Consider the following 24,674-nt stretch of genomic DNA (forward strand, 5'->3'; position numbering starts at 1 on the left):
GCTCAGGCCCCGCGTTCCGGTCCCTCGTCCGGACCGCGTCGCTCGTCGGAGCCACCGTCATCTGCCGCGCCGTCCCCATCCGGGGCCTCGGGATCGTCCGCATGATGCGCCCGATCCTCGGCCAGCGCCTGGTTGATCAGTGACGACAGGTGCGCACCGCGCTCCGGCGTATCGTCATAGATGAAGCGCAGTTGCGGCACCGAGCGCAGACGCATGCGCTGCCCCAGGGCCCGACGCAGAAAACCGGCGGCGCTGTTCAAGCCCGTCTGCGCCTCCTGACCCTTCTCGGCCCCGCCGAGCTGGGTGAAATACACTCGGGCATACGCCAGATCGCGCGACACCTCGACCCCGGCCAGCGTGATCATGCCGACCCGCGGGTCCTTGACCTCCATGCGGATGAGCTCGGCCAGCTCGCGCTGGATCTGCTCCCCGACACGGTCGGAACGATGGAAGTCGCGGTTACCGGGCATCAGAGCGTCCGGGCCACCTCGACGCGCTGGAAGACCTCGATCTGGTCACCCGCCTTCACGTCGTTGTAGTTCTTCACCGCGATACCACATTCGGTACCGGCCTTGACCTCGTTCACATCGTCCTTGAAGCGACGCAGGCTCTCCAGCTCGCCCTCGTAGATTACGACGTTGTCGCGCAGCACGCGGATCGGGTTGCCCCGCTTGACCGCGCCCTCCATCACCAGACAGCCGGCCACCTGACCAAAGCCCGAGGCCTTGAACACGTCGCGCACCTGCGCCAGGCCGACGATCTCTTCGCGGATCTCGGCCGACAGCAGACCGGACAGCGCCTGCTTCACGTCGTCGATCGCCTCGTAGATCACCGAGTAGTAGCGCACGTCGATCTCGTTCTCCGCCGCGAGGCGCTTCGCGCCCGCATCGGCACGCACGTTGAACGCGATCACGATCGCCTCGGAGGCCATCGCCAGGTTCATGTCGGACTCGGAGATCCCGCCCACCCCGGCGGAGACCACCTTCACGCGGACCTCGTCGGTGGACAGCTTGATCAGCGACTCGCGCAGGGCCTCGGCCGAGCCCTGCACATCCGCCTTGATCAGGATGTTCACGGTCGCGATCTGGCCGTCCTGCATCTGGTTGAAGATGTTCTCCAGCTTCGACGCCTGTTGCGCGGCCAGCTTGCGCTCGCGTTGCTTGGTGTCGCGATGTTCTGCGACCTCGCGGGCCGTCTTGTCATCGGCCACCACCAGCACCTCGTCGCCAGCGTCCGGCACCCCGGACAGGCCCAGGACCTCGACCGGCATCGACGGGCCGACTTCCTTCACGGCCACACCAGTGTCGTCGAACATCGCCCGCACGCGGCCGTATTCCTTGCCCGAGAGCACGATGTCGCCGTGCTTGAGCTTGCCGGACTGGACCAGAATGGTCGCCACCGGACCGCGGCCTTTCTCCAGGCGCGATTCGATGACCACACCACGCGCCGGACCCTCGTCCGGGGCCTTCAGCTCCATCACCTCGGCCTGCAGCCCCAGGGACTCCAGCAGATCGTCGATCCCCTGGCCGGTATGGGCGGAGACCTGAATGAACTGGGTATCGCCGCCCCAGGACTCGGGGATGACCTCGTGCTGGGCCAGTTCGTTCATGACCCGATCCGGTTCGGCCTCGGGCTTGTCGACCTTGTTGACCGCCACGACCATCGGCACGCCCGCAGCCTTCGCATGCTGGATCGCCTCAATGGTTTGCGGCATCACGCCGTCATCCGCCGCAACCACCAGGATCACAATGTCGGTGGATTGGGCGCCACGGGCACGCATCGCGGTAAACGCGGCATGCCCCGGGGTATCCAGGAAGGTCACGCCATCGTGGTTGTTCTTCACGTGGTAGGCGCCGATGTGCTGGGTAATCCCGCCCGCCTCGCCAGAGGCGACCTTCTCCTTGCGGATATAGTCCAGCAGCGAGGTCTTCCCGTGGTCGACGTGACCCATCACGGTCACCACCGGCGGCCGCGGACGGGCCTCGGCATTCTGCTCGAGACCGGTATCGATCTCGTCCTCGACCGAGGTTTCCTTCGCGGCGATCGGGTTATGCCCCATCTCCTCGACCACCAGCATCGCGGTGTCCTGATCAATCGACTGGTTGATGGTGGCCATCACGCCCATGCCCATCAGGGCCTTGATCAGCTGCGGCGCCTTGATCGCCATCGCCTGGGCCAAGTCGGCCACGGTAATGGTTTCCGGCACCTCGACATCCCGCACCACCGGCGCGGTCGGCTTGGCAAAGCCGTGCTTGCTGGTCACGGCCTGAGCCGCTGCGGACTGGGCCTTGCGGCTCTCGCCCTTCTTGCGGCGACCGCGGCGGTCCCCGGCAACATGCAGTTCCTTGCGCTCGTCTTTGCGACCACCCTTGCGGGCGCCCTTGCCGGCCTTGGCATCGGCTGCCGGGGCAGCAGCCGCCGGAGCGGCCTGCCGGGCTGCGGCTTCGCGCTCCAACCGTGTCTGTTCTTCCTTCTCGCGCTTGGCCTCCTGGGCCTCGAGCTCTTTCGCCCGACGCTTCTGGCGTTCTTCGCGTTCAACGGCTTCCTGCTTGCGCGCGTCGGACGCCTTGCGCTGGGCTTCGCGCTCGGCCTCCACCTGCAGCGCCAGCTGCTCGGTACGGCTAAGCGGACGCTTCGGCTTCTCGGGCACGGGCTCCGGTTCGGCAGCGGGCTCCTCGACTGGGGCCTCTTCGGCCAGCTCGGGTTCCGGCTCGGCCGGGGTCTCGACGACCGGCTCTTCGGCCTTGGGCTCCTCGACCGGCACCTCTTCGGCGACCGGGGTCTCGTCCTCGACCGGGGCCTCGGGGGCCGCCTCTTCCGCCGGGCCGGCGGCACGGATTTCTTCCGGGGCCTCGGGCGCCGGGGCCTGTTGCTCCTCGGCTACCGGCGGCTCTTCCACCGGGGCCTCGGGCTGTGCCTCGGCGGGCTTGGGCTTCAGGGTCCGCTTCTTGCGCACCTCGACGTTAACCGTCTTGGAGCGCCCCTGGCCGGAGCTGACCTTGAGGGTCTGCGCCTGGGTCCGGCGCTTCAGGGTCACGCGCCCTGCGTCGCCCTCGCCATGCGCCTGACGGAGGTGATCGAGCAGCTTGCGCTTTTCGGCATCGGTGATCGCCGCTTCCGGACCATCGACCTCGACGCCCGCCTCCTTGAGCTGAACCATGAGGCGGTCAACCGGTGTTCCCACCGATTCCGCGAATTGCTGCACTGTCATTTGCGCCATGGCGCCTACCTCCATTCCAGATTCTTTTCAGGCCAACCGACAGCCTGTGATACGCGTCCGCGAGACGAGCGACCGGGGCTTACTCCCCGGTTTCGAACCACGGGGCGCGCGCCGTCATAATCAGCGCCGACGCCTCTTCCGTATCCAGGCCGGTCATCTCGACCACGTCGTCGGATGCCTGCTCCGCCAGGTCCTCCATGGTGCACACGCCATGTGACGCCAGCTTGTTCGCCAGCGCCGGGCTCATGCCTTCCATGCCGAGGAGATCCTCCGCGGGCTGATAGCCATCGCCACCCTCGGCCGCGATGGCCTTGGTCAGGAGCGCGTCGCTCGCACGATTGCGCAGCTCCTCGACCATGGCCTCGTCGAACTCCTCGATCGCCAGCAGTTCTGCCTCTTCCACATAGGCCACTTCGTCCAGGGTCGTAAAGCCTTCCTGAACCAGGATGCTGGCAACTTCCTCGTCGACATCCAGGGCCTCCATGAAGAACGCGACCAACTGCTGGGCCTCGGCGTCGCTCTTTTCGGCCGCCTGTTCCTCGGTCATCACGTTCAGTTCCCAGCCGGTCAGCTGGGAGGCCAGGCGGATGTTCTGGCCGCCACGGCCGATGGCCAGTGACAGCTTGTCTTCCTCGACCGCGATATCCATCGACTGCTTGTCCTCGTCGACCACGATCGACAGGACCTCCGCCGGCGACATCGCATTGATCACGAACTGAGCCGGATTCTCGTCCCAGACAATGATGTCGATGCGCTCGCCGGCCAGCTCGTTGGACACCGACTGCACACGCGAGCCGCGCATGCCGACGCAGGCGCCGACCGGATCCAGACGCGGGTCGTTGGAGCGCACCGCAATCTTGGCACGCATACCCGGGTCACGGGCCGCGCCCATGATGTCGATAATGTTCTGGCCGACCTCGGGCACCTCGAGCTTGAACAGCTCCATCAGGAACTCCGGCGCGGTTCGGCTGAGGATCAACTGCGGGCCACGGGCCTCGGGGCGGATCTCCTTGAGATAGCCGCGCAGCCGGTCATTGGTACGCACGGTCTCGCGCGGGATCATGTGTTCGCGCGGGATCAGGGCCTCGGCGTTGCTCCCGAGGTCCACATAGGTGCCATTGCGATCCGTACGCTTGACGATCCCCATGACCAGCGTGCCAACGCGATCCTGGTACTCCGCGACGACCTTGGCTCGCTCGGCCTCGCGTACTTTCTGCACGATGACCTGCTTCGCGGCCTGGGCCGCAATGCGACCGAAGTCCACGGCCTCGACCGGCTCCTCGATCACGTCGCCGACCTGGGCATCCGGATTCTTCTGCTGGGCATAGGACAGCAGCGTCTGGTATTCCGGGGATTCGAACTCGGGGTCCTCGTCGTCCACCACGGTCCAGCGCCGGAAGGCCTCGTAATCACCCTCCTCGCGGTCGATGCTCACGCGCACGTCCATCTTGCCGCCGTGGTACTTGCGGGTCGCCATCGCCAGGGCCGATTCCAGGGCTTCGAAGATGATGTCCTTCTCCACTCCCTTCTCGTTCGCCACGGCATCAGCGACCAGCAGGATCTCCTTGTTCATGTCTTGCCTCTCCGCACTCGGCAGTTGCCTGCCGATTCAACAAAAAGCGTAGCAGCGCCCTGGACTACAGCTATTTTTTATAGCTGCTCAAGGACACGCGCGTTGTGGATCGCGGCCAGCGGCAGCTCGTAGGCCATGCCGTCCACTTCCACCTCGATCATCGGATCTTCCACCGACAGCAGTACGCCACGGAAATTGCGGCGGTCATGCTCCGGCCATGCCAGACGCACCTTCACCGGATGACCGATGTAGCTCCGGAACTGCTCGGGGGTAAACAGAGGGCGTTCGATACCGGGGCTGGACACCTCCAGGGTGTAGTTCCCCTTCAGAGCCTCCTCGACCTCGATGACCGCACCGGCCTGATCGCTGACGCGCGCGCAATCGTCCACCGTGACGCCATTCTCGCCATCGATATAGATCCGCACGACAGGCGGCGTGGAACCGGAGTGGTACTCCAGCCCCCACAGCTGCATGCCTTCCCCCTCGACAACCGGGGTCAGCAGTGTTTTCAGTTGTTCAGCCTTCTGCGACAAGGGCGTCTCGATCGACTCCGTCCCTTTGGCGGGACCCGGAAACAAAAAAAGGGCGCCGAACGCCCCTCGTACACCTCTCCAGATGACAGCAACACCTTGGGTGCTGCGAGGCGCGCGGGAGCGCGGCCCAAGGGCGATTCACCACACCGGGCGAAGACCCTTAACAAAAAGGCCCCGTACGGGGCCTCTCTGACAATTGGTAGCGGGGGCAGGATTTGAACCTGCGACCTTCGGGTTATGAGCCCGACGAGCTGCCAGACTGCTCCACCCCGCATCCGAGACGCAGAACTATACCAAAGCGGCGACCCGCCCCGCAAGGGCTGTCGCCGATTATTTATCGTGCCCGGCGCTGGCCAGCCCGCAGGTGTGGACGCAGGTCGTAGCGCCAGATGTATCCGGGCAGGGCAAACATCGCGAACAGCGACAGGGTGATCACGTAGAACTCCCAGCCCTGCGGGTGGATGCCGCCGGTCGCCTGGAACTCCAGCCCCTTCCCGATTGCGCCGATCACGATATACAGCACTAGCCATTCGCCAATGCGAGTCCACGGACCCTTGATGCCACTCTCCGGCAACACCATCAGGCCGATACGATCACTGAGCCAGGGCAGGTTGGCGCTGATAAACGCCACCACCACAAACCCCCAGACTAGAACATCAAACGGAATCCACTGTGTCACGAGTTACCCGATAATTGCGTAGTGGGTTAAAGACAGCAGCAGGCCCGGGAAAATTCCCAACAGCAGCACCGCAAGCCCATTAATGCTAAGCGCAGCGGCCAGCGCACCGGACGGCTGGACCGGCTCCTCCGCACCTTCCTGGGGGTCGTCGAAGAACATCATCTTGACCACACGCAGGTAGTAGAAGGCGCCAATGATCGAGAAGATCACCGCGACGATCGCCAGCCAGACCAGTTCCGCGCCCACGGCGGCCTGGATCACCGCCAGCTTGGCATAGAAGCCGACGGTCGGCGGCACACCGGCCATGGAGAACAACAGGAGCAGCATGATGAACGCAAACCAGGGGTTGCGCTTGGCAAGCCCCTTGAAGTCATCGATCTGGTCCGCTTCGTACCCCTTGCGCGACAGGAACACGATCATCCCGAAACCACCGGCGGCCGTGATCGCGTAGACGATCACGTAGAACATGGCCGAGGCGTACCCGCTGTCGGTGCCCGCCAGGATCCCCATGAACAGGAACCCGATATGGGCAATCGTCGAATAGGCCAGCATGCGCTTGATGCTGGTCTGGGCGATCGCGATCACGTTGCCCACTGCGAGCGACAGGACCGCGAGGATAATCAGCATGCCCTGCCAGTCAGCGTGCAGTGGCCCCATGCCTTCCACCAGCAGCCGCATCAGGAAGGCGAAAGCCGCAATCTTCGGCGCCGTGGCAATGAACAGCGTGACCGCCGTGGGCGCGCCGTCGTAGACGTCCGGCACCCACATGTGGAACGGGACTGCCCCCAGCTTGAACGCGATCGCGACCACCAGGAACACCAGGCCGAAGACCAGCGGGACGTTCATGCTCTCGTCCGCAGCCACCAGTTCGGCGGCGATCACGGCAATATCCAGCGAACCGGTCATGCCATAGATCATGGACATGCCGTAGAGCAGCAAACCGGATGCCAGAGCGCCCAGCACGAAGTACTTCATGGCCGCCTCGGTGGCGCGCGAGTTGTCGCGCCAGAACGCGACCAGCGCGTAGGACGACAGCGACAGCAACTCCAGGCCCAGGTACAGGGTCAGCAGGTTGTGCCCCGAGATCATGATCATCATGCCGAGCACCGCGAACAGGCCCAGCACGTAGAACTCGCCCTTGTGGATACCGCGCTCCATCAGGTACGGACGGGCATACAGGAAGACCAGGAAGCTGGTCACGTACACCGCCACCTTCAGGATGTCGGCCATCGGGTCCTTCACGAAGGTATCCGAGAAGGTCAGGACCGTCTCCGGCCCCATCATCCACAGTGTCAGACCCGCCGCCGCGACCAGGGTCGCCTGCACCAGGCCGTAGGTGACATCACGCCGCGAATCCGGCAGAAACGCGTCGATCACCAGGATCAGGCACGCCATCCCGAGCACGAACATCTCGGGCACGGCGGGGAGGAAATTGGGGATCTCGAAATTCATGTCAGGCGCCCCTTCAGAGCTTCGACTGCGCGATATGCGCCACGAGGTGGTCGATGGTCGCGTTCATCACATCCAGCAGCGGGGCCGGCCACACGCCCAGCAGCAGCGTGAAGAAGGCCAGCACGCCCATCAGGAAGAACTCGCGGCGATTCATGTCGGAAAGACCGGCCACGTTCTCATTGGCCACCGCGCCGAAGATCACGCGCTTGACCAGCCACAGGGTGTAGCCAGCGGCCAGGATCAGGGTGGTCGCGGCGAGGAACGCGATCCAGAAATCCGCCTTGAACGCGGCCAGGATGACCATGAACTCGCCGACGAATCCGGACGTGCCCGGCAGGCCAGTGTTGGCCATGGCGAACAGCACGAAGAACGCGGCGAACCACGGCATGGTGTTCACCACACCGCCGTAGTCGGCGATCTGCCGGCTGTGCAGGCGGTCGTACAGCACCCCCACCGCGAGGAACATCGCCGCCGAGATGAAGCCGTGCGAGATCATCTGCACCATGCCGCCGGCGATACCCAGCGAGGCGCCTTCCCAGTCACCGGTGTTGGAGTAGATGTAGAACGCGAGGAAGAAGCCCAGGGTCACGAAGCCCATGTGCGCGATCGACGAATACGCGATCAGCTTCTTCATGTCGCTCTGGATCAGCGCCACCAGGCCGATGTAGACGATCGCGATCAGCGACAGCACGATCATCATGGTGTCGAGCACGGCGCTGGCATCCGGGGTGATCGGCAGCGAGAAGCGCAGGAAGCCATAGCCCCCGATCTTCAGCATGATCGCCGCCAGGATCACCGAGCCGCCAGTGGGCGCTTCCACGTGGGCATCCGGCAGCCAGGTATGCACCGGGAACATCGGGATCTTCACCGCGAACGCCATGAAGAACGCGAGGAAGATCAGGATCTGCGCGGTCAGGCCGATCTGCAGGGCATGGAAATCCTGGATCAGGAAGCTGCCGGACTGGATGTACATCCAGATCAGCGCGACCAGCATGAACACCGAACCGAGGAAGGTGTAGAGGAAGAACTTGAGGGTGGCGTAGACGCGCCGCGGACCGCCCCAGATCCCGATCACCAGGAACATCGGGATCAGCATCGCCTCGAAGAACACGTAGAACAGCACCGCATCCATCGATGCGAACATGCCGATCATCAGGCCTTCCATCACCAGCATCGCGGCCATGTAGTAGGCGATGCGGTCCTTCACCGATTCCCACGCGGCAACCACGACGACCACGGTGATCAGCGTGGTCAGCAGGATCAGCGGCATGGAGATGCCGTCCACACCCAGGTGGTAGTTCACGTTGAACGCCGGGATCCAGGAGGCCAGCTCCTGGAACTGCATCTCGGCGGTCCCCCGCTCGAACACGAACCAGAGCGGCAGGCTGACGACAAAGGTCGCTACGGCCACCGCGAGCCCGAGCCGACGCGCCACATGGGGCGCGTCGCGCCCGGCGGCGAGCACCAGGAAGCCGCCGAGAATCGGCAGCCAGATCAACAGACTCAAGATAGGCCAGTCAGCAAACATGGTCGTTCCTTGAAACAGCGATGGGCTTCGAGCGCATGGGTGTCGAAGCCGCTCAGATCACGAAGGCGAACATCAGGACCAGCAGGCCGATGATCATCACGAACGCGTAGTGGTAGAGGAAGCCGGACTGCATGTGGCGGACACGCGACGAGATCCAGCCGATCGAGCGCGCCGTGCCATTGACCAGCAAGCCGTCGATGATCAGCGCGTCACCATAGCGCCACAGCGCCCGCCCGAGACGCACCGACCCGCCGGCAAAGAACCAGTCGTTGAAGCGGTCGAAGCCGTACTTGTCCTCGAGGATGCGCACCCCGAGCTTCAGGCGCTCGGCGATCAACGCCGGCAGTTCCGGGCGCTTCATGTACAGGTACCAGGCGGTCGCCAGGCCGGCCATTGCCAGCCAGAACGCCGGCAGCATCAGACCGTGCAGTACAAAGCCGATGACCCCGGTGTAGGTCTCGCCCTTGGTCGCCAGCACATCCTGCTCCGGCAACACGAACAGGCTGTTGGCGAAGAAGTCGCCAAACAACATAGGACCGATGAAGTAGCCAGCCACGACCGACGGGATCGCCAGCAGGATCAGCGGCACGGTCACCACCCACGGCGACTCCTTCGGCTGCAACGGACCGTGGTGGTGGTCATCGCCATGCTCATCGTCGTGTTCGTCGCCGTGGTCCGGCATGTACTTGTGTGCCTGGTCATAGCGCTCCTCGCCATGGAACACCATGAAGAACATGCGGAAGGTGTATAGCGCGGTGACGAACACCCCGGCCAGCACCAGCCAGTAGGCGAACGTGGCCCCCGGGGTTTCGGAATAGCCCACCGCCTCGATGATCGCGTCCTTGGAGAAGAACCCGGAGAAGAACGGGAAGCCGATCAACGCCAGTGACCCGATGAGCGCCGTCACGTAGGTGATCGGCATGTACCGACGCAGGCCGCCCATCGCGCGCATGTCCTGCAGGTGGTGCATGGCGATGATCACCGAGCCGGCCGCCAGGAACAGCAGCGCCTTGAAGAAAGCATGGGTCATCAGGTGGAACAGCCCCGCGGCGTACGCCGACGCACCCAGCGCCACGGTCATGTAACCCAGCTGGGACAGCGTCGAATAGGCGACCACGCGCTTGATGTCGTTCTGCACCAGCCCGATCAGGCCCATGAAGAACGCAGTGATCGCGCCGATGATGAGAATGAACGACAGCGCCGCGACCGAGAACTCGTACAGCGGCGACATGCGCGCGACCATGAAGATGCCCGCGGTCACCATGGTGGCCGCGTGGATCAGCGCGGAGATCGGCGTCGGGCCTTCCATGGAGTCCGGCAGCCAGACGTGCAGCGGCACCTGGGCGGATTTCCCCATCGCACCGATGAACAGGAAGATCAGCGCCAGGTCCAGCAGGCCGAAGGTCCAGCCCGGCCAGATGGTGATCGTGGCCTCGCTCATCGCCTGGCCTTCGGCGAACACCTCGGTGTAGTTCAGGCTGCCGGTATAGAACACCAGCGCGGCGATGCCGATCAGGAAACCGAAGTCCCCGACGCGGTTCACGATGAACGCCTTCATGTTCGCGTAGGTTGCGGTCGGGCGCTTGTACCAGAAGCCAATCAGCAGATAGGAGACCAGCCCCACGGCCTCCCAGCCGAAGAACAGCTGCATGAAGTTGTTCGCCATCACCAGCATCAGCATGGAGAAGGTGAACAACGAGATGTACGCAAAGAAGCGCTGATAGCCTGGATCGTCCTTCATGTACCCGATGGTGTAGATGTGCACCATCAGGGAGACGAAGGTGACCACGAGCATCATCATCGCGGTCAGGTTGTCGACCAGGAACCCGACTTCGAACTGGATGCCGTCCGACACCAGCCAGGTGTAGAGGGTCTCGTTGTAGACCCCGGCATCCCCGAAGACATGCGCCCAGAAGACCACCACAGACAGGATGAACGACACCGCCACCCCCAGGATGGTGACGGTGTGCGCCCCGGCACGGCCAATCTGGCGACCGAACAGGCCGGCGGCGATCGCGCCGAACAGTGGCGCCAGAACAATGAGCAGATAGATCGTATCCATGGCCGTTTATCCCTTCATTGCATCCATGTCCTGGACGTTGATGGTTCCGCGATTACGGAACAGCAACACCAGGATGGCGAGGCCGATGGCCGCCTCGGCCGCGGCGACGGTCAGGATGAAGAACACGAACACCTGGCCCGCGAGGTCCTGCAGGAAAAACGAGAAGGCAATGAAGTTGATGTTCACCGCGAGCATCATCAGCTCGATGCACATCAACAGCACGATCACGTTTTTCCGGTTCAGGAAGATCCCGGCCACGCTGATGGAAAACAAAAGCGCGGCCAGCACCAGGTAGTGCTCTAGCGTAATCATGTTCTAGCCCTGAGTTCTTTCGGGGACGTCGGCCGCCCCCGGTGTCCGGGTCCCGGCGCGCGGCCGGGATGCCTGTGTACTCGGTGTGCCTACTTCGAGCCGTCGTCCCTGCCCGGGGCGTTCGCCCCGGACCCCTGCGCACCTCGGCGCGGGGCTTCTTTCTTCTCCGACGGCATGGCGACCATGCGCACCCGCCCTTCGCGGGAGACCGCCATCTGCTTGCCCGGGTCGATCGACTTGTTGTCCGGCCGCTTGCGCATGGTCAGCGAGATCGCGGCGATGATCGCGACCAGCAGGATGACCGCGGCGATCTCGAACGGATAGACGTACTCGGTGTACAGGATCGCGCCCAGGGCCTCGGTGTTGGCGTACTCGGGGCCGGCGCGCTCGGGGGCGTCCATGGTGATGTAGCGGGTAATCACCAGCACCAGCACGGTAGCCATGGCCAGCGCGACCACGATCCCTGCCGGCAGATACTCGGCGAAGCCCTCGCGCAGTTTGGCGAGGTTGATGTCCAGCATCATCACCACGAACAGGAACAGCACCATGACCGCGCCGACGTACACCAGCACCAGGACGATGCCCAGGAACTCGGCCTCCGCCATGACCCACAACGCCGCGGCGGCAACAAAGCAAAGCACCAGGAACAGCGCCGCATGCACTGGGTTGCGCACGCTGATCATCGCCAGCGCGCCTCCCAGCAGGATCGCACCGAACAGGTAGAAAAGGACAAGCTCGAAGGTCATGAGGCGTTCCCTGCGTTACCGGTAGGGGGCGTCGACCGCGCGGGCCTGCGCGATCTCTTTCTCGAAGCGGTCACCAATGGCCAGGAGCTTGTCCTTGGTCATGATCTGCTCGCCCCGGTTCTCGAAGTGGTACTCGAACAGATGCGTCTCTACGATGGAATCCACCGGACAGGCCTCTTCGCAGAAGCCGCAGAAGATGCACTTGAACAGGTCAATGTCGTAGCGCGTGGTCCGCCGCGTGCCGTCGTCGCGCTCCTCGGAGTCGATGGTGATTGCCAGCGCCGGGCACACCGCCTCGCACAGCTTGCAGGCGATGCAGCGCTCTTCGCCGTTGGGATAACGGCGCAGGGCGTGCAGTCCGCGGAAGCGCGGCGACATCGGCGTCTTCTCGTCCGGGTATTGCACGGTGAACTTGCGGCTCAACAGGTAACGCCCGGTCAGGCGCAGCCCCAGCAGCAGCTCGAAGAACAGGAAACTCTTGAAGAAACGGCGCACGGCTTTCATCACGATCTCCTCAGGCGAACCACGGGCCGACGTTGAACGCGACCAGCACGCCCTCGACAAACAGCCAGACGATGGTCACCGGGATCAGGACCTTCCAGCCCAGGCGCATGATCTGGTCATAGCGATAGCGCGGGAAGGTGGCGCGGAACCACAGGAAGGCGAACAGGAACACCGCGGTCTTGAACAGGAACCAGTGAATCCCGTGATCCAGCAGCGCCCCGATCACCGGCCAGTCGAACACGGCGGCCGGCAGGATGCCCTGGAACGGCGACAGCCACCCCCCCAGGAACAGGATCGCGGTCAGCGCCGAGATCAGGATCATGTTGGCGTATTCGGCGAGGAAGAACACCGCGAACGCCATGCCGGAGTATTCCACATGGAACCCGGCCACGATCTCGGACTCGCCCTCCGCGACGTCGAAGGGCGCACGGTTGGTCTCCGCGATCCCGGAGATGAAGTACACGAAGAACATCGGCAGCAGCGGCAGCAGGAACCAGTGGTACATGCTCCCGGACTGCGCCTCGATAATCCCGCCCACGTTCAGGGTGCCGGCGGCCATCAGCACGCCCACCAGGGCAAAGCCCATCGCGATCTCGTAGGAGACCAGTTGCGCGGCCGAGCGCAGCGAGCCCAGCAGCGCGTACTTCGAGTTCGAGGCCCAGCCCGCGATAATAATGCCGTACACACCGAGGGAGGTCAGGGCCAGCAGATACAGCAGGCCGGCGTTCACGTCCGCCAGGGCCCCGCCGTCGAAAAACGGAACCACCGCCCAGGCCGCCAAAGCCGGCGCAATCGTAAGCACCGGGGCGCTGAGGAACAGGAAGCGATTAGCGTTGGTCGGGAGGATGACCTCCTTGGTCAACAGCTTCAGGGCGTCCGCGATCGGCTGCAACCAGCCGCGCGGGCCCACCCGGTTCGGGCCGATGCGCACGTGGGCGTAACCGATGACCTTGCGTTCGGCGAAGGTCGTGTAGGCCACGGCCAGCATCAGCGGAATCACGATCAGCTGAATGCCGATCAGGATCTGCATGACCGTCGGAAGGCTGTAGAAGAGGTTCATCATCCAGTCGAACATGTCTTAAGTCCCTCAGGCCCGCGCCAGCGTGACCGTGGTGTTCGGCAGGCCGAGGGCCCCCATGGCCGCGGAACCCGCAAAGGTCACGGCCAGACCCGGCGGCACCGAATCGTCCAGCAACAGGGTCAATTCCGTTTCGGCCTTGCCCTGACGCAGTCGCACGCGGCTGCCATGGGCGTGCTCGCCGGCAGACTCGGGATGCACCAGCACGCTCTCGGCCAGCAGCCCTTCGGGGCTGGTCTGCAGCGGCTCGGCACGGCGCACCAGCGGATCGCCGCTGTAGAGTGCGGCCGCCTGCACACGGTACAGCCCGTCGCCCGCGCCGGCCTCGGGCACCTCCACCTGCACCTTGTTGAGGTTGACACCGGTATCGAAGCTGGCTTCCGCCAGCTGGCCCTTCAGCTCGTCCCGCACTGCGGGCGAATCCAGGTAATCGAAGCCGCTCTGGTCGAGCAGATTGCCCAGCACGCGCCAGACCTTCCAGCCCGGCCGGGCGTCATCCGGGGCGCGCGAGGCGGCGCGGAAACTCTGCCAGCGGCCCTCGGCGTTCACGAAGGTCCCGGATTGCTCAAAGCTTGTGGCGATCGGCAGCAGCACATCCGCCACAGCCTCCAGTTCAGGCGTGGCGAAGCTGTTCAGGGCCACCACCAGACCGGCACGCTCCAGGGCTGCCTGGAAGGCCGCCGGATCGACCCCATCGCGGCCCGGCTCCAGCCCGGCGATCACGAATGCATCGCGTCCCTGCTCGATCATCTCAGCGGCATTCGTACCGGCGACATCCAGCTCCGCCCCACCCGGGCCACGATGCGGCAGGACGCCAGCCAGCCAGGCACCCGCGGCATTCCCGCCCTGCGGCAGGTAGCCAAGGCTGGCACCGGTATGTTTGGCGATCCAGCCTGCAAGGGCCCGCAACGTGGCAAAGGCTGGCCCGTTGATTGCAGCGGCGCCCAGCAGCACATGGCCCCGCTTCCCGTCCAGCAGCGCACGGGCTGCGCGTTCGAAGGCTTCCCGCGTCTCGCCGTCGTCTGTCGCGGCCGCCTTGACGATCTTTTCCAGCTTTTTCGGCAGCGACTTGCCGGCCGCGGCGAGCTGCCCGGCGATTCCGGCGAGCGCCAGGACCTGGTCATGCTCGTCGCCGACCAGCTGGGCCTGAACCGGATAGGTCAGGTCCAGCAGCATGTCGTTGATCAGGCTCACATGTGCACCGCGCGAGGCCGCCTTGCGCAGGCGGTGTGCCAGCAACGGCTGCTCGCGGCGCGGGTTGCTGCCCACCAGCAGAACGGCATCCGCGTTTTCGAGCTCGCCAATCGCGACCCCCAGATACGGGAACAGCGGAGCCGCCGCCTCGTCACGGAAATCGCGCTGATTCACGCGGTGATCGATGTCGGTGACACCCATGCCCCGCAGCACTTTTTGCGCCAGGTAGTGTTCCTCCAGCGAGAGTGCAGGCGAGAGCAACGCGCCCACGCGCGCCGGGGCCACTTCCTTCAGGCCCTCGACGGCGTAGCTCAATGCGGTCTCCCAGGAGACCTCCTGCCACTGGCCGTCGACCTTGATCCGTGGGCGGGTCAGTCGATCCTCCGCATACAGACCGGTGTAGCTGAAGCGATCGCGGTCGGAGATCCAGGTCTCGTTGACCGCGTCGTTCTCGCGCGGGACGACCCGCATCGCACGGCCGTCGTCGGTATGCAGGAACAGATTGGAGCCGACCGCATCATGCGGGGCAATCGTCGCCGCCTGCGCGTATTCCCAGGCACGCGCGCTGTAGCGCGACGGCTTGGCGGTCAGCGCCCCAACCGGACACAGGTCGATCACGTTGCCGGAGAGCTCGTGGGCCACGGTCTTCTCGACGTAGGTGCCGATGCGCATGTGCTCGCCGCGTCCGGTCGCGCCCAGCTCGCGCACCCCGGCGATCTCCTCGCCGAAGCGCACACAACGAGTGCAGTGGATGCAGCGGGTCATCTCGGTCTCGATCAGCGGACCGATGTCCTTGTCCTTCACCACGCGCTTGGCTTCGGTATAGGTGGACACGCTCTCGCCGTAGCCCATGGCCACGTCCTGCAGCTCGCACTCGCCGCCCTGGTCACAGATCGGGCAGTCCAGCGGATGGTTGATCAGCAGGAACTCCATGGTCCCCTTCTGCGCGCGTAGCGCCAGCGGGGACTGGGTGTACACCTTCATGCCGTCCATCACCGGCGTGGCGCAGGCCGGCAACGGCTTGGGTGCCTTTTCCACCTCGACCAGACACATACGGCAGTTGGCCGCCACCGACAGCTTCTTGTGGTAGCAGAACCGCGGAATGCGGATATCGGCATCATCGGCGACATCGATGAGCATGGCGCCCTTGGGCGCCTCCACCGTACGGCCGTCAATCTCGATGCTGACCAGATCTTGTTTCTGATCCTGACTCATGCTCGATTCCTGATGCGATGGCGCGGTAGAGCGTCAGGCGGCGTCTGCCACCGGGCTCCGGCCGTGCTGGATGTAGTATTCGAATTCGTGGCGGAAATGCTTGACGAAGCTGCGCACCGGCATGGCGGCGGCGTCGCCCAGGGCGCAGATGGTATGGCCCTCGATCTTGCTGGCCACGTCGTCCAGCCGTTCCAGGTCCTCGGGTCGGCCCTGGCCCTCGACGATGCGAGTAAGCATGCGGTAGAGCCAGCCGGTCCCCTCGCGGCAGGGCGTGCACTGGCCACAGGACTCGGAGAAATAGAAGCGAGAGATCCGCTGCAGGGACTTCACCATGTCGGCGGTCTCGTCCATCACGATCACCGCCCCGGAACCCAGCATGGAACCGGCATGCGCGATGGAATCGAAGTCCATGTTGGCCTTCAGCATCACGTCGCCCGGTACCACCGGCACCGATGATCCGCCCGGGATCACCGCCTTCAGCTTGCGCCCGTTCAGCACACCGCCAGCCATTTCCAGCAGATCCTTGAACGGAGTGCCCAGTGGGATCTCGAAGTTGCCCGGCTTGTTCACGTGCCCGGACACCGAGAACAGCTTCTCGCCCCCGGACTTGGGCACACCCAGATCCGCGAACCACTGGCCGCCGTTGCGGATGATCGACGGGATCGAGGCGAGCGACTCGGTGTTATTGATCGTGGTCGGCTTGCCGTACAGGCCGTAGTTGGCCGGAAACGGGGGCTTGAAGCGCGGCTGGCCCTTCTTGCCTTCCAGCGATTCCAGCAGCGCCGTCTCTTCGCCACAGATATAGGCGCCCGCCCCCAGCGACGGATGCAGATCGAAGTCCACCCCCGAGCCGAAAATGTCCTTGCCGAGGTAGCCGGCTTCGTAGGCCTCCTGCAGCGCGGCCGTAAAGCGCGTGTTCACTTCGTCCATGAACTCGCCGCGCATGTAGTTGTAGCCCACCGTCGCGCCGATCGCGTACCCAGCGATCGCCATCCCCTCGATCAGCGCATGCGGGTTGTACATCAGGATCTCGCGATCCTTGCAGGTACCCGGCTCGGATTCATCCGAGTTGCAGACGATGTACTTCTGCCCCGGGCTGTTGCGCGGCATGAACGACCACTTGAGACCGGTTGGGAAACCCGCACCTCCGCGGCCGCGGAGGTTGGAGGTCTTGACCTCCTCGATCACGTCCTCGGGGGCCATCTTGCCCTTGTAGACCTTCTCCAGCGCCTGATAGCCGCCGACGCTCTTGTAGGTCTCGAGCGCGGCGGCGTTGTCCAGGTAACGCGTCGCAAAGCAGATCTGGTTGGCCATGCTACTTCTCCAGACCGTCGAGGATCTCGTCGACCCGCTCGGGGGTGAGATTCTCGTAGTACTTGTGGTCCACCTGCATCATCGGGGCGCCGCAACAGGCTGCAAGGCACTCCTCTTCCAGCTTCAGGTAGAACTTGCCGTCCGGTGTACTCTCGCCGCGCTTGATGCCCAGACGCTTCTCGAGATGCTCGATGATCGGCTCGGCGCCGCGCAGCATGCAGGAGATGTTGTCGCACACCATGATGGTGTGCTTGCCCACCGGCTCCAGTTCGTACATGGAGTAGAACGAACCCACCTCGTACACCGCGATCGCCGGCAGCCCGAGATAGTCGGCCACGGCATCCATCTTCGCGGTGGAGAGATAGCCATCCTCGTGCTGCACCGCACGCAGAGCCCCCAGAACGGCCGAGCGCTTTTGATCCTCGGGATAGCGCGCCAGCCAGGCGTCGATTTCTTCGCGCTCGTGCGCGCTCAGCTCGACCTTCTTCGCGGCGTGCTTGTGGAAGGCGACAGTTTTCTGTTCGGCAGCCATCAGCGGTCGATCTCCCCGAATACGATGTCCTGAGTCCCGATGATGGCGACCACATCGGCCAGCATGTGGCCGCGCGCCATCTCGTCCAGCGCGGACAGGTGCACAAAGCCCGGCGGACGGACCTTCAGACGATACGGTTTGTTGGAACCATCCGAGACCAGGTAGACCCCGAACTCGCCCTTCGGATGCTCGATCGCCGCGTAGGCCTCGCCTTCCGGCAGGCACATGCCCTCGGTGAACAGCTTGAAGTGGTGGATCAGGGCCTCCATGTCGGCCTTCATCTCCTCGCGCTTTGGCGGGGTGATCTTGTGATCCTCGAGGAGCACCGGGCCCGGATTCTGGCGCAGCCAGTCCACACACTGACGAATGATGCGGTTCGACTGGCGCATCTCCTCGATGCGCACCAGGTAGCGGTCGTAACAATCGCCGTTGGTGCCCACCGGGATGTCGAAATCGAGACGGTCGTAGACCTCGTAGGGCTGCTTCTTGCGCAGGTCCCACTCGATTCCCGAGCCGCGCAGCATCGGGCCGGTGAAGCCCAGCTGCTTCGCACGATCCGGGTCGACCACGCCGATCCCGACAGTGCGCTGCTTCCAGATCCGGTTATCGGTCAGCAGGGTCTCGTACTCGTCCACGCAGCCGGGGAAGCGCTCGGTAAACGCCTCGATGAAGTCCAGCAACGAGCCCTGACGGATCTTGTTCAGGTCATCCACCACCTCCTGCGACTTCCAGGAGGACGGTTGATACTTCGGCATCGTGCCGGGCAGGTCCCGCGCGACACCGCCAGGGCGGTAATAGGTCGCGTGCATGCGCGCACCCGAGACCGCCTCGTAGCAGTCCATCAGGTCCTCGCGCTCACGGAAGGCGTACAGGAACACCGCCATGGCGCCGATATCCAGCGCATGCGCCCCCAGCCACATCAGGTGGTTCAGGATGCGGGTGATCTCGTCGAACATCACCCGGATGTACTGCGCGCGCAGCGGGGCCTCGATGCCCAGCAGCTTTTCCATCGCGAGCACATAGCCGTGCTCGTTAGCCATCATGGACACGTAGTCCAGACGGTCCATGTAGCCGATCGACTGGTTGTACGGCTTGCTCTCCGCGAGCTTCTCGGTGCCGCGGTGCAGCAGGCCGATGTGCGGGTCGGCCCGCTGCACCACCTCGCCATCCATCTCCAGCACCAGGCGCAATACGCCGTGGGCGGAGGGATGCTGCGGCCCGAAGTTCAGGGTGAAGTTGCGAATCTCAGGCATTCTCGGCTCCTTCGCCCGGCTTCTCGCCCTCGCTGTAGCGATGGTCGGCGCGGATCACCTTGGGCACCAGCACGCGCGGCTCGATCGTCACCGGCTGGTACACCACACGGGCCTGCTCGGCGTCATAACGCATCTCGACATGCCCGATCAGCGGGAAGTCCTTGCGGAACGGATGCCCCACAAAGCCGTAGTCCGTGAGGATGCGGCGCAGGTCCGGATGCCCGGAGAACAGGATGCCGAACAGATCGAAGGCCTCGCGCTCGAACCAGTTGGCCGAGGCCCAGACGTCCACGAGGGATTCGACCTCGGGGAACTCCTCGTCACTGAGCCAGGCGCGCATCCGCACGCGGCGGTTATGCTCGAGCGACAGCAGGTGGGCCACCACGGTGAACCGCGGGCCGTCCCAGTTGGAATCTTCCGGAGCATCATCGAAGGTGAAACGCCCGGAGGTCGCCGCTTCGACACCGCGGGAAAAGCCCGTATTGGTGGCGGAGTCGGTGCCCCATTCGTCCTGCCCGTATTCGAGGTAGTCCACCCCGCACAGGTCGATCAGGATCTCGAAGCCCAGGGCGTCGCGCAGCTTCTCGCCCGCCTCGCGCCAGGAGCCCGGTGCGATATCGACAGTAATCTCGCCGTTCGCCTCGTGCAGGCTTTCCAGGGCATCGCCCAGTTCCGCCCGCAGGGCGTCGGTCCAGTTGTCTTGTTCAGCCATCTGCTACCCCGGGTGCGTCAGCGCGCGATCGTGTTCGTGCGCCGGATCTTGTTCTGCAGCTGGATAATGCCGTAGAGCAGCGCCTCCGCCGTCGGCGGGCACCCCGGCACGTAGACATCCACCGGCACGATGCGGTCGCAACCGCGCACCACCGCATAGGAGTAGTGGTAGTACCCGCCCCCGTTGGCGCAGGAGCCCATGGAGATCACCCAGCGCGGCTCGGGCATCTGGTCGTAGACCTTGCGCAGAGCCGGCGCCATCTTGTTGACCAGGGTGCCGGCCACAATCATCACGTCCGACTGGCGCGGGCTCGGCCGAAAGATGATCCCGAAGCGGTCGAGGTCGTAGCGCGCGGCACCGGCATGCATCATCTCCACCGCGCAGCACGCGAGACCGAAGGTCATCGGCCAGAGCGACCCGGTGCGGGCCCAGTTGATGAGCTTGTCCGCCGAGGTGGTGACGAAGCCCTTCTCAAGAACGCCTTCTATTCCCATTCCAGCGCCCCCTTCTTCCACTCGTAGATGAAACCGACGACCAGAATGACAAGAAACAGGGCCATCGCAAGAAGCCCGAACAGGCCAATGGTGTCTAGCGACACGGCCCACGGGAAGAGAAACGCGATCTCGAGATCAAAGATGATGAACAGGATCGCGACCAGGTAGAAGCGGACATCGAACTTCAGCCGCGAATCCTCGAAGGCCTCGAAGCCGCACTCGTAGGGCGAATTTTTCGCCGCGTCCGGCTTGTGCGGACCCACGGCCATACCGACCACCAGCGGCACGACGCCGATCACGATGCCTACTGCGATGAACAGCAGGATGGGTAAATAACCTTCCAGCATTTCTCTCTCCCGTACGCCGCCTCAGGCGGGCAGGTTCGCGAGGCGTCGCGTGGATCGAGCGCGCCGGCGAGCCGTTCAGCGTTGCTGGTTGAAAGCGCGGGTACGACTCGGTCCCGCACAGACGCGGCAGAGCCGTACACCGGGCACGGAGTCTAGGTGATGCCCAAAAACGGTGTCAAGTATTCGTAATTTTATAAGATGCTGTTTTTATTGTTGATTACCCCGGGCGCCGACAGATATTCAGCGGCCCGGGGCAACGAGTATTTGGTGCAGATGGTGGGACTCGAACCCACACGGCTTGCGCCACTACCCCCTCAAGATAGCGTGTCTACCAATTCCACCACATCTGCCAATTCGTACAGGTACCGGATCTCAATCGGGCACATCGGCCGGCCGGCCGGATTGCGGGCCGCTGCCACCCGGGGGCTCTTGCCCCGGGAGCACTTCGGGCGGGAGGTCCGGCGGACCATCGCCCTCTTCTTCCATTGCCTCCATCTGGTCCAGCAGGCTCTCGGCCTCCGGGCTGGATGCCGCCAGATACGCAAGCGTCAGGCTGTTGAGGAAAAAGACCACCGCCAGCACGGCCGTCGAGCGGCTCAGGAAGTTCGCCGACCCGGCCGCACCGAACACCGTCGCCGATGCGCCGCTGCCGAAGGCCGCGCCGGCATCGGCGCCCTTGCCGTGCTGCATCAGGATCAGCGCGATCAGGCCAAGCGATACCGCGACCTGGACCACCAGGAGCAGGCCGTAAATCATGCCGCGACCTGCTCGCCCGCGGCGCGGGCAATGGCGGAAAATGCGTCGGCATCCAGCGAGGCACCGCCGATCAAACCGCCGTCGATGTCCTCGAGCGCCAGGAGGCCGGCCGCATTATCGGCCTTCATGCTGCCCCCGTAGAGGATGCGCAGAGCGGCTGCGACCTGCGGGTCGCGACCCGCAACACGATTGCGGATGAATGCATGCACTTCCTGGGCCTGTTCCGGCGTGGCGGTCAGACCGGTGCCAATCGCCCAAACCGGCTCGTAGGCGATCACGGCGCGGTCGAACGCCTCGACTCCGGCCGCATCCAGGACCGCATCGAGTTGCTCGGCGACCACAGTCTCGGTGCGCCCGCCTTCGCGGTCGGCCTTCTGCTCGCCCACACACAGGATCGGCGTCAGCCCGGCGGCCTGCGCCGCAACGAACTTGGCTGCTACCCAGGCATTGTCCTCGTTCTGCCGCTCGCGGCGCTCGGAATGCCCGACGATCACATAGCGGCAGCCCACCTCGGCCAGCATGGAGCCGGCCAGTTCGCCGGTGTAGGCACCCTTTTCCTGGTCGGAACAATCCTGCGCGCCGACGGCGATGGGGCCACCGGACAGGTCATTCGCGATTTCGGCGAGGTAGACCGCGGGCGGGCAGACCGCCACGTCCACGCCCCGGATGTCGCCCAGGCTGCCCTTCAGGGCGGACAGGAGCGCGCGGTTCGCGTCCCGCGAACCGTTCATCTTCCAGTTTCCGGCGACCAGCGGCGTGCGCATGCGGATCTTCCTCCTGCGATCGGCCGAACCCCGCAGATACACGGGGTCCGATCATGATGATTAGAGCGGCGGGATGTTACCGGCGCACCGGTAGCAAATCAACCAAGCCGTCGCGGGGCGCGCAGGCGAGGCTTGGTTGCGGCAATCAGATCGCCGCCCGGATGCTGTCCGCGATGCGCTCGGCGGCCGAGCGGGTCTCGTCGACATCTTCGCCCTCAACCATCACCCGCACCAGGGGCTCGGTACCGGAGGGACGCAGCAGGACCCGGCCACGCTGGCCGAGCTGATCCTCCACCGCGGCGACCTCGGCGCGCACTGGCTCGGCCTCCAGGCAGCCGGCCGCGGCACCGCTGACGGGCACGTTGATCAGGCACTGCGGCAGCTTGGGAATGGCCGCTGCGAGCGCCGAGAGCGGCTGACCGGTACGGTGCATCAGGTGTGCAACCTGCAACGCCGCCACCGTACCGTCGCCGGTCGTGGTGTGCTCCAGACAGACAATATGACCCGACCCCTCGCCGCCCAGGGTCCAGTCGCGACGGCGGAGCTCCTCCAGGACATAGCGATCCCCGACCTTCGCGCGCACGAACGGGATGCCGGCGCCCCCCAGGGCCTGCTCCAGCCCCAGGTTGGTCATCAGGGTCCCGACCACACCGCCGTCGAAGCCCCCGGCCTGTTGCCGCGCCAGCGCCAGGATACCGAGGATCTGGTCCCCGTCGACCACGGTGCCGTCGGCATCGGCCAGGATCACCCGGTCGCCGTCGCCGTCCAGCGCGATGCCGAGATCCGCCCCGGTCGCCCGCACCTGTTCGGCGACGTTCTCCGGGTGCAGGGCGCCGACCCCGTCGTTGATGTTGTAGCCGTCCGGACTGGCGCCGAGGATCTCGACCTGTGCCCCCAGCTCCTCGAACACGTGCGGGGAGACGTTGTAGGTCGCACCGTGGGCACAATCGATGACGATCTTCATCCCGCGCAGCTCGGAACGCGCCGGGATCGCGCTCTTGCAGAACTCGACGTAGCGTCCAGCGGCATCCTGGATGCGCACGGCCTTGCCCAGACGCGCACTGTTGATGGGCTGTGCCGGCTGATCGAGACGCGCCTCGATAGCCGCCTCGGTCGCATCCGGCAGCTTGTCGCCCTCGGGGGTGAAGAACTTGAACCCGTTGTCGTGGAATGGGTTGTGCGAGGCACTGATCACGACGCCCGCAGTGGCACGGAAGGTATGCGTCAAGTAGGCGATGGCCGGGGTCGGCATCGGTCCCAGCAACGCAACGTCCAGCCCGGCGGCGGACAACCCGGCCTCCAGTGCCGACTCGAACATGTAGCCGGACACGCGCGTGTCCTTGCCCACCAGGACCGGCCCCTGGCGGTGGCCGTTCTCGCCCAGCACCTCGCCCACGGCATACCCGAGGCGCAGCGCAAACTCCGGCGTCATCGGCCAGTCGCCGGTGCGCCCACGGATGCCGTCGGTTCCGAAATACTTGCCCATCAGTTCCCTCGATTGTCCTGTCCGTCGCCACCATCCGGTCGCAACGCTGAGTATAGCGCCAGGGCATCACGGGTCGCCGAGACATCGTGCACACGCAGGACACGCGCACCGGCCTGTGCCGCCAACAGGGCCGCCACGGCACTGCCGGGATCCCGCTCAGCGACCGGACGGTCATCCAGCAGCTGACCGATCATCGACTTGCGCGAGACGCCCACCAGCAGCGGCAAGCCGGAGGCCGCCAGGCGCGGCAGGCCGCGAAACAGCGCGACGTTGTGCTCCAGGGTCTTGCCGAAGCCGAAGCCCGGATCCAGCAGGATCTGGCCGCGCGGCACGCCGCCACGCAACAACTCCGCCACCCGCTGCTCGAGGAAGGCGCGCACCTCGTCCACCACATCGTCGTAATGCGGCGCCCGCTGCATCGACTGCGGATCGCCCTGCATGTGCATCGCGCAAAGCGCTACGCCACGCTCGCGGGCCGCCCCCATCGCGACCGCCAGCGCCCCTTCGGCGCGAAAGCCGTTCACGTCATTCAGCATCCCGGCACCGACGGCAACCGCCTCGCGCATCATCTCCGGCTTCATGGTGTCCACGGACAGCGGAACATCCAGTTCCGCGCGCAGGGCTTCGATGACCGGAAGCACCCGCTGACGCTCATCCTCCAGCGCCACTGGCGCCGCACCGGGGCGAGTGGATTCACCGCCCACGTCAAGGATCTCGGCCCCCTCCGCGACCATGGCGCGGGCCCGCGTCAGCGCATCTTCCACCCGCGCGTACTGGCCACCGTCGGAGAACGAGTCCGGGGTGACGTTCAGAATCCCCATGATCCGCGGCTGCCCAAGGTCCAGGGCGTGCCCCCCGCATTGCAGTACCGGTGCGTCAGTCGGCACGATCGGCGTTCTCCTGTGAGTACCCAACGAAAA

The 24,674-nt window shown here is 64.9% G+C and carries 23 protein-coding genes and 2 tRNA genes; all 25 read right to left on the reverse strand.

Translation table 11 applies throughout. The features are described 5' to 3' along the window. Positions 1-2: 2 nt before the first annotated feature. The 25 genes from rbfA to folP all read right to left on the reverse strand — a co-directional run bounded on the left by rbfA (position 3) and on the right by folP (position 24,641). Positions 3-470 (reverse strand): 30S ribosome-binding factor RbfA, encoded by a 468-nt coding sequence (gene rbfA / locus G335_RS0108415; RefSeq protein ID WP_018176457.1) that lies wholly within the window; start codon positions 468-470, stop codon positions 3-5. Further along, complete coding sequence (gene infB / locus G335_RS0108420; RefSeq protein WP_196802249.1) at positions 470-3,235, reverse strand: translation initiation factor IF-2; 2,766 nt, start codon at positions 3,233-3,235, stop codon at positions 470-472. The genes rbfA and infB overlap by 1 nt, the downstream gene beginning before the upstream one ends. 64 nt (positions 3,236-3,299) lie before the next feature. Next, positions 3,300-4,793, reverse strand: coding sequence for a transcription termination factor NusA (gene nusA, locus G335_RS0108425; RefSeq protein ID WP_018146222.1), 1,494 nt, complete (start codon positions 4,791-4,793; stop codon positions 3,300-3,302). Positions 4,794-4,870: 77 nt separating this feature from the next. After that, positions 4,871-5,326: a ribosome maturation factor RimP gene (rimP, locus tag G335_RS0108430; RefSeq protein WP_018176459.1), complete on the reverse strand. Its 456-nt coding sequence runs from the start codon at positions 5,324-5,326 to the stop codon at positions 4,871-4,873. Between the two features lie 197 nt (positions 5,327-5,523). Further along, a tRNA-Met gene (locus tag G335_RS0108435) sits at positions 5,524-5,600 on the reverse strand. 60 nt (positions 5,601-5,660) lie between these two features. Further along, positions 5,661-6,005: a DUF2818 family protein gene (locus tag G335_RS0108440; protein ID WP_026304797.1), complete on the reverse strand. Its 345-nt coding sequence runs from the start codon at positions 6,003-6,005 to the stop codon at positions 5,661-5,663. A gap of 3 nt (positions 6,006-6,008) precedes the next feature. After that, positions 6,009-7,457, reverse strand: a complete 1,449-nt coding sequence (gene nuoN / locus G335_RS0108445) for an NADH-quinone oxidoreductase subunit NuoN (protein WP_018167896.1) — start codon at positions 7,455-7,457, stop codon at positions 6,009-6,011. Positions 7,458-7,470: 13 nt separating this feature from the next. Then, positions 7,471-8,985 (reverse strand): NADH-quinone oxidoreductase subunit M, encoded by a 1,515-nt coding sequence (locus G335_RS0108450; protein WP_018167897.1) that lies wholly within the window; start codon positions 8,983-8,985, stop codon positions 7,471-7,473. 52 nt (positions 8,986-9,037) lie between these two features. Beyond that, complete coding sequence (gene nuoL / locus G335_RS0108455) at positions 9,038-11,047, reverse strand: NADH-quinone oxidoreductase subunit L (RefSeq protein WP_018146227.1); 2,010 nt, start codon at positions 11,045-11,047, stop codon at positions 9,038-9,040. Positions 11,048-11,053: 6 nt separating this feature from the next. Then, positions 11,054-11,359, reverse strand: coding sequence for an NADH-quinone oxidoreductase subunit NuoK (gene nuoK, locus G335_RS0108460; RefSeq protein WP_018141813.1), 306 nt, complete (start codon positions 11,357-11,359; stop codon positions 11,054-11,056). Positions 11,360-11,448: 89 nt separating this feature from the next. Beyond that, positions 11,449-12,105, reverse strand: a complete 657-nt coding sequence (locus G335_RS0108465; protein WP_018146228.1) for an NADH-quinone oxidoreductase subunit J — start codon at positions 12,103-12,105, stop codon at positions 11,449-11,451. 15 nt (positions 12,106-12,120) lie between these two features. Continuing rightward, entirely contained in the window at positions 12,121-12,609 is a 489-nt protein-coding gene (gene nuoI / locus G335_RS0108470) for an NADH-quinone oxidoreductase subunit NuoI (RefSeq protein ID WP_018146229.1), read from the reverse strand. 10 nt (positions 12,610-12,619) lie between these two features. Beyond that, entirely contained in the window at positions 12,620-13,684 is a 1,065-nt protein-coding gene (gene nuoH / locus G335_RS0108475) for an NADH-quinone oxidoreductase subunit NuoH (protein ID WP_018146230.1), read from the reverse strand. 12 nt (positions 13,685-13,696) lie between these two features. Then, positions 13,697-16,096 (reverse strand): NADH-quinone oxidoreductase subunit NuoG, encoded by a 2,400-nt coding sequence (gene nuoG, locus G335_RS0108480; protein WP_018176460.1) that lies wholly within the window; start codon positions 16,094-16,096, stop codon positions 13,697-13,699. 33 nt (positions 16,097-16,129) lie between these two features. Continuing rightward, positions 16,130-17,410, reverse strand: coding sequence for an NADH-quinone oxidoreductase subunit NuoF (nuoF, locus tag G335_RS0108485; RefSeq protein WP_018176461.1), 1,281 nt, complete (start codon positions 17,408-17,410; stop codon positions 16,130-16,132). 1 nt (position 17,411) lies between these two features. Continuing rightward, on the reverse strand, positions 17,412-17,942 hold the full coding sequence (gene nuoE / locus G335_RS0108490; protein WP_018167902.1) for an NAD(P)H-dependent oxidoreductase subunit E: 531 nt from the start codon (positions 17,940-17,942) through the stop codon (positions 17,412-17,414). Then, the gene (locus G335_RS0108495) at positions 17,942-19,195 is read right to left on the reverse strand and encodes an NADH-quinone oxidoreductase subunit D (protein WP_018146234.1); all 1,254 of its coding nucleotides are present in this window, start codon (positions 19,193-19,195) and stop codon (positions 17,942-17,944) included. Before G335_RS0108495 ends, nuoE begins: the two co-directional genes overlap by 1 nt. Next, positions 19,188-19,907 carry an NADH-quinone oxidoreductase subunit C gene (locus tag G335_RS0108500; RefSeq protein ID WP_018146235.1) on the reverse strand — a complete coding sequence of 240 codons (720 nt, stop codon included), beginning with the start codon at positions 19,905-19,907 and terminating at the stop codon, positions 19,188-19,190. Before G335_RS0108500 ends, G335_RS0108495 begins: the two co-directional genes overlap by 8 nt. A 17-nt stretch (positions 19,908-19,924) precedes the next feature. Further along, positions 19,925-20,401: an NADH-quinone oxidoreductase subunit B family protein gene (locus tag G335_RS0108505; RefSeq protein ID WP_012982122.1), complete on the reverse strand. Its 477-nt coding sequence runs from the start codon at positions 20,399-20,401 to the stop codon at positions 19,925-19,927. Continuing rightward, on the reverse strand, positions 20,392-20,748 hold the full coding sequence (locus G335_RS0108510) for an NADH-quinone oxidoreductase subunit A (RefSeq protein WP_018146236.1): 357 nt from the start codon (positions 20,746-20,748) through the stop codon (positions 20,392-20,394). Before G335_RS0108510 ends, G335_RS0108505 begins: the two co-directional genes overlap by 10 nt. 265 nt (positions 20,749-21,013) lie before the next feature. Beyond that, a tRNA-Leu gene (locus G335_RS0108515) sits at positions 21,014-21,098 on the reverse strand. A 22-nt stretch (positions 21,099-21,120) separates the two neighbouring features. Continuing rightward, on the reverse strand, positions 21,121-21,504 hold the full coding sequence (gene secG / locus G335_RS0108520; protein ID WP_018167903.1) for a preprotein translocase subunit SecG: 384 nt from the start codon (positions 21,502-21,504) through the stop codon (positions 21,121-21,123). Continuing rightward, positions 21,501-22,268, reverse strand: a complete 768-nt coding sequence (gene tpiA, locus G335_RS0108525; protein WP_018176462.1) for a triose-phosphate isomerase — start codon at positions 22,266-22,268, stop codon at positions 21,501-21,503. The genes secG and tpiA overlap by 4 nt, the downstream gene beginning before the upstream one ends. A 145-nt stretch (positions 22,269-22,413) precedes the next feature. Beyond that, positions 22,414-23,754, reverse strand: coding sequence for a phosphoglucosamine mutase (gene glmM, locus G335_RS0108530; RefSeq protein WP_018167905.1), 1,341 nt, complete (start codon positions 23,752-23,754; stop codon positions 22,414-22,416). Then, positions 23,754-24,641: a dihydropteroate synthase gene (gene folP / locus G335_RS0108535; protein WP_018176463.1), complete on the reverse strand. Its 888-nt coding sequence runs from the start codon at positions 24,639-24,641 to the stop codon at positions 23,754-23,756. The genes glmM and folP overlap by 1 nt, the downstream gene beginning before the upstream one ends. Positions 24,642-24,674: the final 33 nt, after the last annotated feature.

The organism is Thioalkalivibrio sp. AKL8 (assembly GCF_000380525.1).
In the GTDB taxonomy this organism is placed as follows: Bacteria; Pseudomonadota; Gammaproteobacteria; order Ectothiorhodospirales; family Ectothiorhodospiraceae; genus Thioalkalivibrio; species Thioalkalivibrio versutus.

Bases quoted from the DNA above. Each gene is read 5' to 3' on its own strand.
- rbfA (WP_018176457.1), bottom strand. From the start codon at position 470: ATGCCCGGTAACCGCGACTTCCATCGTTCCGACCGTGTCGGGGAGCAG.
- infB (WP_196802249.1), bottom strand. From the start codon at position 3,235: ATGGAGGTAGGCGCCATGGCGCAAATGACAGTGCAGCAATTCGCGGAA.
- nusA (WP_018146222.1), bottom strand. From the start codon at position 4,793: ATGAACAAGGAGATCCTGCTGGTCGCTGATGCCGTGGCGAACGAGAAG.
- nuoN (WP_018167896.1), bottom strand. From the start codon at position 7,457: ATGAATTTCGAGATCCCCAATTTCCTCCCCGCCGTGCCCGAGATGTTC.
- G335_RS0108450 (WP_018167897.1), bottom strand. From the start codon at position 8,985: ATGTTTGCTGACTGGCCTATCTTGAGTCTGTTGATCTGGCTGCCGATT.
- nuoL (WP_018146227.1), bottom strand. From the start codon at position 11,047: ATGGATACGATCTATCTGCTCATTGTTCTGGCGCCACTGTTCGGCGCG.
- nuoK (WP_018141813.1), bottom strand. From the start codon at position 11,359: ATGATTACGCTAGAGCACTACCTGGTGCTGGCCGCGCTTTTGTTTTCC.
- G335_RS0108465 (WP_018146228.1), bottom strand. From the start codon at position 12,105: ATGACCTTCGAGCTTGTCCTTTTCTACCTGTTCGGTGCGATCCTGCTG.
- nuoI (WP_018146229.1), bottom strand. From the start codon at position 12,609: ATGAAAGCCGTGCGCCGTTTCTTCAAGAGTTTCCTGTTCTTCGAGCTG.
- nuoH (WP_018146230.1), bottom strand. From the start codon at position 13,684: ATGTTCGACTGGATGATGAACCTCTTCTACAGCCTTCCGACGGTCATG.
- nuoG (WP_018176460.1), bottom strand. From the start codon at position 16,096: ATGAGTCAGGATCAGAAACAAGATCTGGTCAGCATCGAGATTGACGGC.
- nuoF (WP_018176461.1), bottom strand. From the start codon at position 17,410: ATGGCCAACCAGATCTGCTTTGCGACGCGTTACCTGGACAACGCCGCC.
- nuoE (WP_018167902.1), bottom strand. From the start codon at position 17,942: ATGGCTGCCGAACAGAAAACTGTCGCCTTCCACAAGCACGCCGCGAAG.
- G335_RS0108495 (WP_018146234.1), bottom strand. From the start codon at position 19,195: ATGCCTGAGATTCGCAACTTCACCCTGAACTTCGGGCCGCAGCATCCC.
- G335_RS0108500 (WP_018146235.1), bottom strand. From the start codon at position 19,907: ATGGCTGAACAAGACAACTGGACCGACGCCCTGCGGGCGGAACTGGGC.
- G335_RS0108505 (WP_012982122.1), bottom strand. From the start codon at position 20,401: ATGGGAATAGAAGGCGTTCTTGAGAAGGGCTTCGTCACCACCTCGGCG.
- G335_RS0108510 (WP_018146236.1), bottom strand. From the start codon at position 20,748: ATGCTGGAAGGTTATTTACCCATCCTGCTGTTCATCGCAGTAGGCATC.
- secG (WP_018167903.1), bottom strand. From the start codon at position 21,504: ATGATTTACGGCCTGCTCCTGGTGGTCCAGGTCGCGGTATCGCTTGGC.
- tpiA (WP_018176462.1), bottom strand. From the start codon at position 22,268: ATGCGCACGCCGCTGGTCGCCGGAAACTGGAAGATGAACGGTTCGCGG.
- glmM (WP_018167905.1), bottom strand. From the start codon at position 23,754: ATGGGCAAGTATTTCGGAACCGACGGCATCCGTGGGCGCACCGGCGAC.